The organism is Candidatus Tisiphia endosymbiont of Melanophora roralis, assembly GCF_964026575.1.
In the GTDB taxonomy this organism is placed as follows: domain Bacteria; phylum Pseudomonadota; class Alphaproteobacteria; order Rickettsiales; family Rickettsiaceae; genus Tisiphia.
In genome coordinates, this window is the sequence record NZ_OZ032161.1 from 182,863 (window position 1) to 196,828 (window position 13,966).

General features: G+C 31.8%; 12 protein-coding genes. 2 read left to right on the forward strand and 10 right to left on the reverse strand.

Features of this window, described 5'->3' with window-relative positions:
* Positions 1-92: 92 nt before the first annotated feature.
* The 9 genes from AAGD53_RS00870 to AAGD53_RS00910 all read right to left on the reverse strand — a co-directional run bounded on the left by AAGD53_RS00870 (position 93) and on the right by AAGD53_RS00910 (position 11,222).
* A complete protein-coding gene (locus AAGD53_RS00870; protein WP_341762923.1) occupies positions 93-269 on the reverse strand; it encodes a hypothetical protein in 177 nt (58 codons plus the stop codon).
* Between the two features lie 309 nt (positions 270-578).
* Positions 579-2,387 (reverse strand): DnaA N-terminal domain-containing protein, encoded by a 1,809-nt coding sequence (locus AAGD53_RS00875; RefSeq protein WP_341762924.1) that lies wholly within the window; start codon positions 2,385-2,387, stop codon positions 579-581.
* A 214-nt stretch (positions 2,388-2,601) separates the two neighbouring features.
* Entirely contained in the window at positions 2,602-4,461 is a 1,860-nt protein-coding gene (locus AAGD53_RS00880; RefSeq protein WP_341761637.1) for an AAA family ATPase, read from the reverse strand.
* A 190-nt stretch (positions 4,462-4,651) separates the two neighbouring features.
* A complete protein-coding gene (locus AAGD53_RS00885; protein ID WP_341761638.1) occupies positions 4,652-4,804 on the reverse strand; it encodes a YcaO-like family protein in 153 nt (50 codons plus the stop codon).
* A 134-nt stretch (positions 4,805-4,938) separates the two neighbouring features.
* On the reverse strand, positions 4,939-5,562 hold the full coding sequence (locus tag AAGD53_RS00890) for an ISAs1 family transposase (protein ID WP_341762175.1): 624 nt from the start codon (positions 5,560-5,562) through the stop codon (positions 4,939-4,941).
* Complete coding sequence (locus AAGD53_RS00895) at positions 5,499-6,035, reverse strand: transposase family protein (protein ID WP_341757353.1); 537 nt, start codon at positions 6,033-6,035, stop codon at positions 5,499-5,501. The genes AAGD53_RS00890 and AAGD53_RS00895 overlap by 64 nt, the downstream gene beginning before the upstream one ends.
* 883 nt (positions 6,036-6,918) lie before the next feature.
* The gene (locus tag AAGD53_RS00900; RefSeq protein WP_341757352.1) at positions 6,919-8,559 is read right to left on the reverse strand and encodes a CTP synthase; all 1,641 of its coding nucleotides are present in this window, start codon (positions 8,557-8,559) and stop codon (positions 6,919-6,921) included.
* Positions 8,560-8,901: 342 nt separating this feature from the next.
* The gene (locus tag AAGD53_RS00905; protein ID WP_341757351.1) at positions 8,902-9,435 is read right to left on the reverse strand and encodes a hypothetical protein; all 534 of its coding nucleotides are present in this window, start codon (positions 9,433-9,435) and stop codon (positions 8,902-8,904) included.
* Between the two features lie 98 nt (positions 9,436-9,533).
* Entirely contained in the window at positions 9,534-11,222 is a 1,689-nt protein-coding gene (locus AAGD53_RS00910; protein ID WP_341762925.1) for a hypothetical protein, read from the reverse strand.
* Positions 11,223-11,481: 259 nt separating this feature from the next.
* On the opposite strand from AAGD53_RS00910, the gene AAGD53_RS00915 reads away from it, so the two are divergent.
* Together AAGD53_RS00915 and AAGD53_RS00920 are read left to right on the forward strand one after the other, a co-directional pair.
* The gene (locus tag AAGD53_RS00915) at positions 11,482-12,021 is read left to right on the forward strand and encodes a hypothetical protein (protein WP_341761640.1); all 540 of its coding nucleotides are present in this window, start codon (positions 11,482-11,484) and stop codon (positions 12,019-12,021) included.
* Between the two features lie 198 nt (positions 12,022-12,219).
* On the forward strand, positions 12,220-13,662 hold the full coding sequence (locus tag AAGD53_RS00920; protein ID WP_341761641.1) for an IS4 family transposase: 1,443 nt from the start codon (positions 12,220-12,222) through the stop codon (positions 13,660-13,662).
* On the opposite strand, the gene AAGD53_RS00925 is transcribed toward AAGD53_RS00920, so the two are convergent.
* Entirely contained in the window at positions 13,599-13,949 is a 351-nt protein-coding gene (locus AAGD53_RS00925) for a transposase (protein ID WP_341762926.1), read from the reverse strand. The two genes, AAGD53_RS00920 and AAGD53_RS00925, sit on opposite strands and share 64 nt — an antisense overlap.
* Positions 13,950-13,966 lie beyond the last annotated feature (17 nt).

The following is a 13,966-nucleotide window of genomic DNA, read 5'->3' on the forward strand; positions in this document are numbered from 1 at the left end:
ATTTTTTTTTAAGATATAAAAAATTGACAAAAGTGAAAATTTTTAATAACAAGTGATTAATTACCTCAAAAAAATTTTTCGCGTGACGCCCCCTATACCCCATTTTGCATAGCTACCACCCCCCGGGTGATTCCGCGAACAATTTTTGCCAAAAAATGTAAAAAACTGATAAAAATCGTACAAAATCTTGGCAAAATAGCTATAGATGGTGAATTTAGTATAACCCCACCTTCTTCATAAGAAGATAGTGATGTATCCACAAGGTGCATTACTCTCATCTTCTCTAAGTTCAAATAACCTTCTGTAGTGTTTTTATAGTGTTTTCAACCCTAATTAAATAATTCTTGATTATTATTAACTTCTTTGTAATCATTCTTTTTTCTCAACTAATACAATTAGTTTCATCAACTTAACTACCAATTCAAATTTTTGTTTATTATTGCAATAATACCTTAAAATTTCGCAAATACAGACTCGTACAATAGTGTTATTTGTTTTTAACATACCTTTTAATAGCTAAAAATTAAAATCCTCTTATAAACATATTTAAAATAGCTTTAAATGCTATTTGCCATAGCTTACAGTCCAGCCATTCTATCAACTTTCATTAACTCAAAAGTATAATTCAGTTTACTGCACGCATCTTCCAAAGCTCTCCTGTAATTACTCTTAATCCAATCCCCAATAAAGGCAGTAGCTGGTTTGAGAATAAGCTTATTGCAAGTCGTATCTTCTTCAATTGCTTCTAACTTGCTAAACCAAGCTTTGTCCAAGTGTTCACCGTATAATTTTAACAAATATTTCCTTACTTTATACCATACTGACTCTGGATTTAGTCCACTTAGCTCTAAATCATAATCCGATACCTCTCTTTTGTTGGTAATACGCAATTGCTGAACATCTTTGCCATATACCTCTGCTACTATCTTGAGTAATGTGCATTTGTCAGTTTCTGACAAAGAGATATCCGCTAGATCAATCTTGTATTCATCGTCACATACTCCAAAAAAACTGCACCTCTTCAGCAATTGATAAGCAGTGCTAGGCTGATGCTCCTCAAAAGCTTCAACAATCTTACGTTGCAACTGATTCAGTGGTTTAACGCCCTTACTATCTTTTACCTTTTGCAAATAAGCCTTTCTTGCCCTAGTAGCATTGTTCAGATCGAAGTTAAAGTTTGGGTTATTTACCTTCTCTGGTGGACGCATTTCATGAATCAAAGTTTTTTTCATGTAATTCAGTACTGCTTGCTTGCAGGCAAAGAGACGATTAGGAGAGTCCACGCTATGTTTAATCAATAGCTTGTTGACAAAACTCAATTCGTAATTACGACCTGTTTGCCTTTTTAGCCAATCAGCATCTTCTCCGCTCAATGGGTAAAACATCTCTAGCTTCCTAGGTGAATACCAGCCTTTAGCCTGTTTGGTAATATCACTGAGCCACCTAGGCAATTTCCCACTAGCTTCTTGCTCAGACCCGCTACCTCCTGAATACCCGTCTGTTGAATCGGAATCTGAATCGTAATCTGACTCGTCATCAGTTGGAGCTGCCTTAGAGGAATTGCAGGGTAACGTTTCATTTACTGAGTTTACCGTTGTCTCCATAGGTAAATTAAAACTTTTTTCTTCAGTTGACTCAAGCTTTGGTAAACTTTTTTCACCTGAACTTACCGTTATCTCCGGCGATGAATCAAAGCTTTGCTCCGTAGTTGACTCAACTTCTGATAAACTTTGTTCACCTCTTTTTGTCGTTACCTCAAGTGGTAAATTAACGTTTTGTTCCTCAGTTGATTCAGACTCTGACACAGTTTGTCCACAGACTTGTCCACAATTTTCTTGATTTTTTCCATATCTAGATATTATAGATATATTATATATAGATGTGTTTTTTTGAAAATTTTTTACAGTTGGGTGGTAATTTTTTTCCGGTTGACCGGAAATTTTTTGCTGGTTAGGTAGAATATTTGTACGATTAACGTGATAAGAAGTATCATTAGCTTTACGAAAATTTATAAATTTCTTAAGAAGTTTGATAGATAAAATATTACGGCATTTTAGGTTATGTTTGACCGTAGTAATCAAAGTGTGATAAATGAACCCACTTGTTTGTAATTCTATTAGACATTGTTTAACCCGTCTTTGGCAAACTCCTAGCTCTTTCTCGAAAAAATGATAGCCTTCTTGTAATTCTTGTATATTGTTGTAGCTATCAGTTTTCGTGCAAGAAACTATCAACGATAAAAGTTGACGAGATGTTTTACTTAATTGTTTGCCACAATTATTGGTAAGATTTCGCCACTCAGGTGGGACAAAATTACCGACTATATTATAGAAAATAGTATCAGGATTTTCAATTAAGTTGTCGGAAAAAATTAACGATTCTGTCATATTTCCTCCCTGTGAAAAACGGTTAAAAATAGACTATTTTGTAGGTCAAATTTCAGGAAATTTGTCTGAGAAGTTACATATGAATTACATATGAAATTTTTAGTAAAGTAAGAAAATCCTGAAACCCTGATAGGGATTGGCGGGGCGTAGTGGACAATTTCAGAACCATAACAGACAGTAAATTACTTATTATTCAAACGCTTACAACCTATTACTAAAGCATTGTCACCTGATATTGTAAATCCATATTTTTACCACAAAAAGCTATGGAAAGTTTAATGATTTTTTTGATATGAGAATGTTCTTTTACCTTAGTATCATATTGTTTATCTATAATCTGTTTTAAGCCCATTTGAGCTACCGAGGCTAAATCTTCAGAAGGTTTAGCGATTTTATACTCGATAATCATGGCTTTGTCACCTTTGCCAACTTTGGGGATCATGCTTACATCAGGGCGTCCATCACCTGATTCTTGTTCACTTGATATTATATAGCTCGGTGCTAACATGTTAATAATCCCTAGCATAAAGCCACTATAAAATAATTCGACCTTTTTCTCTCCCACTTGATGAAAACTAGTACTATTCAGCAGCAACTCCTGCATTCTTTGTTTAAACTCCTCTATTTTACCAGCTGGCAGTAAGCTCATTAGCGGATAATATAATGAGCTATCCATTTGTAATTGTTTGCCAAGCCATTGCAGTAATCGAGTTTCATAAATAAATTTTACTTCTTCATTTGGCGCACTTAATTCAAAAATATTTCTTGTTGGTTCAACAACGGTAGGATTCAAATAACCACTAAATAGTAATAAGCTAAACAAACCTGAACGTGAACTAATATCACTAAAACTTATTTGTTTCATAATAGGAGCAATAATAGCTTTACCAGCAGCCAATACTTGAATATCCTGCTGCATCTCATCTGACAATAAAACATTATCAATCCAACCAGTACCGCCACTGTCAACCCAATAATAATCTAGTTTCCCTTTACTTGCTAAGCATTGCATGATAGACCATGGGTTATAGATAATCTCTCCACCAAAATTATAGCCATTATACCATCTCTTAATTTCTTCTGGGTTAGTATCAAGCGGTACTTTGCTTAACAACTCTTCTACTTCTCCTGCAGTAAATCCGTAGACTTTGGCAAATGGTTCGTCTAACAAACTATACTCACGAACATTATTCAGACCAGAAAATAACTCAGCTTTAGCAATCCGCAAAATTCCTGTAATAACTCCTCGTTCGACTGGTAATTCTTGATCGCCAGTTTCCCTTTTAAAGGTAGATTTCATGATTCCACGAAAAATTTCTAACACTTTCTGAAATTCTGCCTCATGAGTACCAAACCATCTGTAAGCACTATTAATGGGTGTATCATATTCATCAATCAATACCCAAGGTTTTCTATTATAATGTTTGTAAATCAAATGGCTTAAAATAGCCAAACTATTTTTGATATTGTCTAGAGTTACCTCGCCAAATAAATATTGGTTGAAATCTGCTCGTTCATCTGATGCAAGCTTATCACTATTAGCTAAATATCTATGTGACTGAAATAATTTCCGTAACTGGCTTTTTACTCCTTGTTCGATATCGTGATAGTTTGAGCCTTCTACGCTTTTAAAAGTGATGAATATTACGGGGAATTGACCTTGATATTCCAAAATAATATGTGGATACTCAGCTACTTTGAGCTTTTGAAGTAATTTTTTTCTACCAGTTGCAAGTCCTAAATCTATTTTTCCACCTGTAAATAATTTGCTATTGTTCTGATTCTCTAATGATAAGGGATTGCCATGCTCATCTATTTCTATTTCAAAGAATCTCCTAATCATATCCATATTCAAGCTCTTACCCCAACGTCTTGGTCGGGTGATTAGAATTACTTCTCCACTGTCTTCTAGTAATTCTTTGATCATTAAGCTTTTATCAACAAATACATCACTATTTAACAATAATGTTTTAAAATCATCAGTACCTACCCTCATTCTAGGTAGATTACTATTATCCTTAACAGAATCAGTATCTTTAAATTGTATATTAGTATCCAAAAGTTTAACTATCATACTAGTTGATTATATTTGAAAATTACCATAAAGCCTTATATCTAACAAATTGTAGCACAAATAAGCTAGCATCACTAGTAATTTAAGCAAATACATAATTACATCTCGTGACAACATCGCCTAATTTATCCATATTTTAAAAAAATATTGGATAAGGATTAAGATATTTTTCTAAAGTAGGATGCTTGGTTCATCCCATTTTTACAGGTACGTCAAATAAACGACCCGGTGAAAAACTTCTGCCAAAATGCCGCAAGCCCGGTACTATAATTTTGACTACAGCTATCCCTGTATCCTTTCTAGTTTGGTTAATATAATAAGCTTCTAGCCCGGCTTTTTTCACAATATTTATGCAATTTTCTAAAGTATTGCTGTCCTTTACTGTACTGAAATCATAATTAATGTTATCCTTAGGTAATAAATATGGTTCTGATACTGTCTTAAGAGTCAAGGATTAAAGATCAGGGTAATTTAAAGTCACAATCTGAGGTTGCAGAATAAAGTATAAACAGATTGTTTGTAATGACTATAATATTCCCTAGTTTCAGTAATTTTAGCAGAAATAGTAGCTATTATTGATATAACAAAACTCCGTAATAATGATAAAACTATAGGTGCATTATCTTTCCGAATTGTTGATTTATCTTCCATAAATACCCTGTCTTTTACCCAATTTAAATTATTCTCACAACTCCAGTGTTTTCTATTTAAATCCAATAACATTTCAGCAGAAGCACTGCTACTTAAGCTTGTAATCATGTAAGCCGTTTCTTCGGTATAATTTTCCTTGTTTTTTTGCTCACGCCTTCTAGTAATTCTACATAATTGCTTTATATGCCTGTGACCATTTAGATATTCCCAAGGCATATCTATCACTTCTATTTTTCGTTGTTCAATACGACCATGATTATATTCAACATCTTTCTCAAAAGTTCGTACATTTTCCTGCTTGCTATCGCTAAAAGCTTGCTCTGTTGTTCGCAATAAATTTGCTTCATTGCCCTTTAAACATATAGCAAAATCAGCACCTTGTTGAATTATTTCTTCGCATATATCTGAGTGGTCAAAGGCTGCGTCGGCAGTGATATTTGCCCTTTGTATGTCAAATTTTGTAGTATTTCTAACATTGCTTTATTTTCGTCTTTATTCAATATTTCTTCAAAACTAATTACATACTTAGTTTTATTATTAAAACCAGTTAAAACTTGTATTGCTCTATTCTCTAAATCCTTACTACCTCTCAGAGTCTTACCATCTATATGCACTTCCTGAAACTCCTTAGTTTCCTTCATTCCGCTAATTACTTTTACAATCGCATCATGTAAATCCTTTGGATTTATCTTACGTAACATTATAGTTAATGTACTATAACATGGCGTAATAGCATTATAAAAACCTAAATTCTGTAACAGTTTTTTACTTAAAAATTTCTTAAATCTTGCTATAGACGCTATGCTATTACAATTACACAACAAACCTGCAACAATTAACCGCAATATCGCTGCTAAATTATACCTTTTCCCACGCATGTTTCTTGGATCTTTGACTTCTGATAAAAAGTTTGTTACAGTCATAAATGCTCCGTTATTTGTAGTTGAAAATCTTTTGACGAAGCATTTTACATTAAACTCATGTTACAGGGCTTATTTCTTTTCTTGCCTAAATTTGCTAAAAAATAATTTTGATTATTTTTATCAAAATACTTGCAAAAATCATCAATTGAGCAGAATATTTTCTCTAGGGAAGCGAACATAGTTACCTCTTTAATTGTCAGTTAAAATTAGTAACTTTAATTCACTTCCCACTACACTGCAACCCTTATATCTTTATATAATCCTTCTACTCTTATATCGAACTTAGGTTATTTTAAATAAAATGGTAGCTTTCAAATATCGAAATTATTGACTGATAACAATAACATACTTATCCTAAAACGAAGTTTTAGGATAAAGTGAAGACCAATCTCTGAACTTTATAAAAAACGTAAGGGATTTGATAAATTTTTTCAAATTCACAGCAGAAGCAATTTAGTAAATTGAATCTTGCTAAATTTCCTGTACCTAATTTTTGAAAATTACCAAAGTAACAAAAATACATTGCCCTAGATACTAGCCTTTCAATCTTTGGTCTTATTTTTATAGTCGTCTTGTATTCCTGTTCATCAAGGTATCTATTTAGTACGTGGCAAACCCTTACAGGATCAGGGTTTCAAGAAGAATAATTTTACCACATAATAAAAATTCTTAACGTTAGGATATGGGATTGCAGACAAGTGTTTAATTTAGCTCTTTGACAGCGAAATCTGCGTATATCAAGAGGTTAAAGGCATGCCGTTCACCTGAACAGATACTCATCAAGACGTACCCCCCATTTTTAGCTGGACTCCATTTATTGAACCTAAAATTATTTATGCCTTCATGCAAGCAACCTGTGTAAATGATCATCCTACATTCTGTTCTAAACACCAAACCGTAGGCTAGAGCTTGCAGACTTAATAAATTCTACAAATAGTGGATGAGGGGCAAATATTCTAGATTTTAACTCTGGATGGAACTGCACTCCTATAAAATATGGATGTTTTAACAATTCAACAATTTCAACCATATCATTATCAGATGCATAACCACTAAATATCATATCAGTATTTTGAAATTGTTTTTTAAACATCATATTAAAAGTATATCTATGTCTATACCTCTCTGTAATATTTGTTTTTTTATAAATTTTATAAGCAAGTGTATCATTTATAATAGAACACGGATAACTTCCTAATCTCATTGTTCCACCTACTTGTTGACTGTTTTCTCTATTTTCTATTAAACTACCTCTAATCCATTCTTTCATATTACATATTATATTAGTCCCTTTAATATTAAACTCAGAAGAAGTAGCATCTTTTATATTTAATACATGTCTTGCATATTCAATTAATGCTAATTGCATGCCTAAACAAATCCCTACAAAAGGTATTTTATTCTCCCTAACATACTTAATTGCTAGGATCTTACCTTCCGTATCACGTACTCCAAAACCACCAAGAACTAAAACTCCTGCACTGTCCGCAAGTTTTTCCGTAATATTTTCTTCTGTTATTTCACCTGCATCAACCCACTTAATTATTACCTTATACCTATTAGCAACTCCCGCATGCATTAATGATTCAGTTACCGACTTATAAGCATCTTTAGTTTTCATATATTTTCCGACAATCGCAATGGTAATGTGTGTTTTTAAATTCGAAATTTGTCTAACAATATTATTCCATTTTTTTGTATTAGCTAAAATTGTAGGGGCTACTCCAAAATGCTTTAATATCTGTACACATAAATTATCACCTCTATATGCAGTAAGAGCTTTATAAATATTTTTTTGGTCTAATGCCTGAATTACTCTTTCTTGACTTATATTACAATGAAGAGCTACTTTTTGTTTTATGTCAATAGGAAGAGGTTTTTCTGACCTTAAAAGTAGTATATCTGGTTGAATACCTGCTCCTCTTAATTCTTTGACAGAATGTTGAGTTGGTTTGGTTTTAAGTTCTTTTGCTACTCTTAAATATGGTACTAAAGTTATGTGAATAAAAGCTGTATTCTCTTTACCTAGGTCATAACGAATCTGACGGATAGCTTCTAAGAAAGGTTGGGCTTCAATATCTCCTACTGTACCCCCAATTTCACAAATAATAAAATCTTCCTTATTAAGATTAGAAGTAATAAATTCCTTTATTAGGTTAGTAACATTAGGTATGACCTGTACTGTTTTGCCAAGGTAGGCACCTTGGCGTTCCCCTAATAATAAATCAGAGTATATTTTACCAGCTGTAACATGATCACGTTTTGTAGTATTAACAGCAGTAAAACGCTCATAATGACCTAGGTCTAAATCAGTTTCTGCTCCATCTTCAGTTACAAAAACCTCTCCATGTTCATTAGGTTGCATAGTACCGGAATCAATATTAAAGTAGGGATCAAGTTTTCTTAAACGCACCCTATATCCATATTCCTGTAACAAGACACCAATAATCCCACTAGCAACACCTTTACCTAATGAAGAAACTACTCCTCCTGTTATAAAAATAAATTTTACTAAGTTATGCATTAAATAATTACTGACCTAAGCTAAAGTTATACATAATATTGGAACTTGACCATTGAAAAGACAAGTACGATTATTGGTTCTTCAAGTTATAATTTACGCTACTATAGGAATAGTATATTGTTGCATTATTAAAATTATAATAATTTTAAATAAGAAAAAGAGGAAATAGTTGCTCTTAGTATCTTTAATATATAAAATCATTGTAATAACTAATATCGGATTTAGTCTCTACTTGCTTTATTACCCAATAGATAAGGGTCGTATGAGATGAATGGCTTATGTATAGTTTGAAGCTAGAGGAATTTCTCCTCTAGCTTGCTTGACTATACATATTATGATGCCTTATAAAGTATCTACCATACTACCACTTGCCCCATCATCTCCCATAGTAGTAACTGCTTTTGATGGTTCATGGCAGACAATTAATAGAGCTTGATCTACTATTTCTGATATCTTAGATTTGTAAGATTCATCTGTTAATTCTTGATATTTAGTACGTAATAATTTATTAAGGTCACTATGTATAGCATTTCCATCTTCTCTTACGCATCTATATTTTTGTGCTTCTATTATAGCGTTTGCTAAAACTCTACACTCATTTAGCTTTAATTTCTGATTATTACTAAACTTTTCATGATCAATAGCATTAATAAGCGTAGATAACCTATCAAATTTATTTTCAGCAATATACTTTATAATTAATGACTTTTCTGCTTCATAAAATGCGATTTTTGACTGAGCGTTTGTGTTGGGATTATCATTAATTAGATTTTCTTCTACCCATTGAGTAATAGGCTCAGGGTTATTAAGAATGCTATGAATAAAAAATCTCGAATGATTTTCCTCTAAAACCATTTGTAAGTTACTTTTAGGCATACAATGTTCTCCTGTAATTTGTTGATATGAAATATATTATACCTTTTAATTTAATAACTATTGATGCAATTACGTTGCAAGCTTAGGTTAATTCATAATTATCTATCAATAGACTCATTATATTTTACATACTCACTATTAATTTGTTCTTTCCACTGGTTATCCAAAGTTATTGTTTTCCCATGACAATCTTTAGTGTTTTTATAATCATTTTGTACTAATTTTAGAAATGCATTGAATATTTCTTTCATCCCTTCTTGACTATCATTTATTGTACATCCTGTTTTTAACCCTTTAAAAGGTATTAGTGAAATTATTATATGAGTAGTAACTTTTTTTTGTAGTATGTCTTTTATAGTGTTATTATCCATGTTTGAACGAAATATTGCATTATCATTGTAACCTTTTCTAGAATTATATTGTAATTCTCTATACAGTTTTCCTTCTTGTATTGAATATTTTGCTGTTGTTGTTCCACTGGCGGAAGGATATACTGCAATAGTATTATGAGCTTCACCTTTTTGTCTAGGTGCCAATACTTTTGTTTCTAATGGTTTAAAATCAAACACTGAGTATAGATGCTTTGCAACGTAAAATTGAAAAATATTATGTAAATTATTATCAAAATCAATTTTTGTATTATATTGGGAATTAGTAGGGTTTACACCTCCTATTTTAACATTAAAATTATATTTAGTATTATATTGATCTTGATATTTATGCATTTCTTCTGTTATGTGGTGAATATTTAGTTTCCCAGATATTAAGGAATTTATAATATCTAATGCTTTCGCTGCTCTTTTAACTATTGATCCCTCATTGTTTACAATTCTAATACGCTCATCATATTGTAGGACGGGATATTTAGTAATTTCAGTGTGAGACTTTATAGTATATTCCTGCTGTTCTAATTTTAATGTTGCTGCTTTTTTTGCATCATCTTTATTTTTATATACACGTATCTCTTCCAATAAAGAATTACCTTCGTCAGGGAAAGCAGCATACTTATCCTGATTAAATAAAGTTAATATTATTCTTGCAATTCCTTCACAAGTCATTGTTATAGTATTAAGGTCATTTGCATCCAGTATTACTTCAGTGAGGTATCTTATACCATAAGTGATATATTTGCTAAATTTAGAACTAAAATCTGTCTTAGCTTTATCTTTTTCGTTTTGAGAAAAATCATTACAATTTATAAATTGTGTTATAAGGGCATCGTCATATATTAAGTAATATTCTCTACTAGTAGTAGATAGTTTAAATATTTCTTGTTCTTCAATTTGCAATGTGGAGTTAGCAACTAGTTTAGAATGTTGCTCAGTAGTTAAACATATTCCGTCTTTAGTGCTGATTATAGGCTTAATAGCTTCTAGTATATTTTCCATATAAGCCATGTAGTCACTTTGCTCTTTCTTTGCTACAACCATTTCCTTAATAGCTTTTTCTATGAAAGCATATGGAGTCACATGTCGCATTTGTTTTGTTGAACTTCCTAGTAGTTTAGGACGTCCTACTATTAAGATTTGATTATCGTTTATATCTTCATTAATTATGATATCTACTAACGCATCTTGACTCATATCTATTTTAAAGAGATGTTCTAAAAACTTATAAATATAAGATTTATGTTTTTTTGTAACAAGTAAAGGATTCATAGGTGTGGAGTGAAATACTTCAGCACTGCTACTACTAGGTAAGTTGGTTGATGAACTAGAAGATTGAGTGGAGATAATGCTTTGCTGACTTATAATACTACTAGATTCTTTTTTGCTTTTTCTATCCATAATTTTGTGTTTGTGTTAAATATAATTCCATATAAAGGCTCACGACGGGCATGTTAACATGTTTTATTTTGGAAAGCAACAAATTTTATAATTTTGTCGATAACAAGCTGATGAAAAATTAACCTACTTAAATCTTAGAAACCATAATATTGGTAGTAGTGGTGGTATCAAGCTACTTAGCAAAGCTTTAGAAAATAATAAAACTCTAACCCACATAAATCTTCGTAATAGTAATATTGACTATGAGGGAGTCAATATAGTGGCGAAGTTTTTGCAAAACAACAACACAGTAACTAGAGTAGATCTAAGCAACAATAAAATTGGTGATATAGGTATGCATAGGCTTGCCGAAGCCCTAGAAAACAATAATACTGTAAGTCACATAGATCTGTGCCACAACGAGATTACTAGTAGGGGGGCTATTCGATTTGCCAAAGTTCTAAAAATAAATAAAAATTTATGTCAAATACAGCTGGCAGCAAATAATATTGCCAAAAATGGGGGATTTAGGCTTGCGGAAAGTTTGGAAAACAATAATAATATAACGGCAATAAACCTTAGTGAAAATCATATTGGAAATTGGGGAGCTGGGGAACTTGCTAGGGTTCTAAGACATAATAACTCTGTAAAATACCTAGATCTTAGAGATATTGATATTGGGGATTGTGGAATAAAGTCGTTAAGTAGTATGTTACGGTATAACGATGCTATAACCCATATTAACCTTGCTGGAAACTATATTTGGTCAGAAGGATCTGAGATACTTAGTAAAGATTTAGAGTATAGTAAAATACATTGAATTAGGTAACAAAAAACATAGAAATAGCTTCGAATAATTTACTAGTTTCTGTTATCTTATTTTTAATCCATTTTTTCATATTAGCCCAAAATTTTTCTATTGGATTTAAGTCTTACTTTTACCCACAAATATAAAATTAAGTATAAACTAATATTGAATTATATACTTAAAATATAAGAAGGGGAAAGAATGAGGAATATGCAAGCGTTATCTAATGCTTACAACTTAGGTAATAAGTGGTTAGAAAGGGAATTTAGGCATGTTAACTTTGGAGATCAAAGGCTTATAAAAAGACTTATTAAAACTAGCTCACTTATAGAAAGCAAAGCTTCTGGTTCAATAAATCAAAGTTGCAGAAGTTGGAAAGAGGCTAAAGGAGCGTATAGATTATTTAGCAATAAAAAATTTGATCCAGCGGGAATTTATTATTCACATTATAAAGAAACACAAGAAAGGATTAAAGGTAATGAGTTTGTATTTTCAGTTCAGGATACAACATACCTAGATTTTGATTCTCATATTAAAACTAAAGGGCTCGGTAGCGTCTCAAAGTCTTATACAAAACATAAAATGGGGCTGATTGTGCATAGTGCCTTGATGTTTACAATGGAAGGATTACCTTTAGGATTATCTTCTCAACAATGTTGGGCTCGTGTTATACGTGAAGAAACTGCACAAGAAAAATCAAGAAGAAAATATATATCTTCTACTGAAGATAAAGAAAGTTATAAGTGGATAGCAGCACTTAAGGACACTATGCATATTATACCTAAAGACACTAAAGTTATAACTATTGGTGACAGAGAAGCAGATATCTTTGAACTATTATGGTCGTGTCAAGAAATGGGTAGTTTGTTTATTGTTCGTAATAGACAAAATAGAAAATTTATTTCTACAGAGGGAGGAAAAACAAATTTGCAAACCCATATAAATCAGATATCAGCAAAGAAAGAAATAGTAATTCAAGTTCCAAAAAAGAACAATGAAGCAGCAAGAATGGCAAATATTGAAATAAAATATATGTCTGGTTTAATACCAATTAGAACCCCTTCATTATATGGTTCAAAAAATACTGAACACAAAATCAGTGATAAAGTAGTGCTCTATGTTGTAAGAGCTAAAGAACAAGTCCCCCCTAAAGGAGTGGAAGCAATTGATTGGCTCTTGCTAACTAATGTTCCTGTCAGTAATTTTGAAGATGCGATTGAAAGGATAAATTGGTATAAGTTAAGATGGAGAATTGAAGAATATTTTAGAGTTCTAAAATCTGGATGTAAAATAGAAAATTCTCGTTTAGCTACAAAAGAAAGGCTAGAAAAATTAATTGCCATAAAAAGCATCATTGCATTTAAAATTTTATATTTATCAAAAGTAGCAATATCTCATCCGCAAGAAGTGTGTACTAAGATTTTAACTTCACAAGAATGGCAAACTCTTTATATTCGAGAGCATAAAACTATTTCCATACCTGAAGAACCTCCAACTATGAAACAAGCTATTATCTGGCTTGGTAAATTAGGAGGATTTATGAATAGAAAAAATGATAAATTACCAGGAACTATGACACTATGGAGGGGCTACGAAAATCTTACAGAAAGTATCGAAATATTATCTATATTTCTCTCCCAAAATTGTGGGTAAAAGTAAGGATTTAAGTCTGGTGAATATGGGGGTAAAAAAATAACCTTACAACCTACTGATTCTATTAATTCTTTCGTCTTCTTTGATTTATGGAAACTAGCATTATCTAGTACTACAACCTGTCCTGCTTTTAATTCTTTAATTAAAAACTTCTCAACCCAATTATTAAATAGTTCTGTATTACAAGTTCCATTAAACACAAAAGGGGCTATCGGCTTATTATTTACCAAACCAGCTATGATATTAGTTCTTTGATACTGTTTACCACTTTTTTGTCCAACCAACAATTCTCCTATCTTACCCC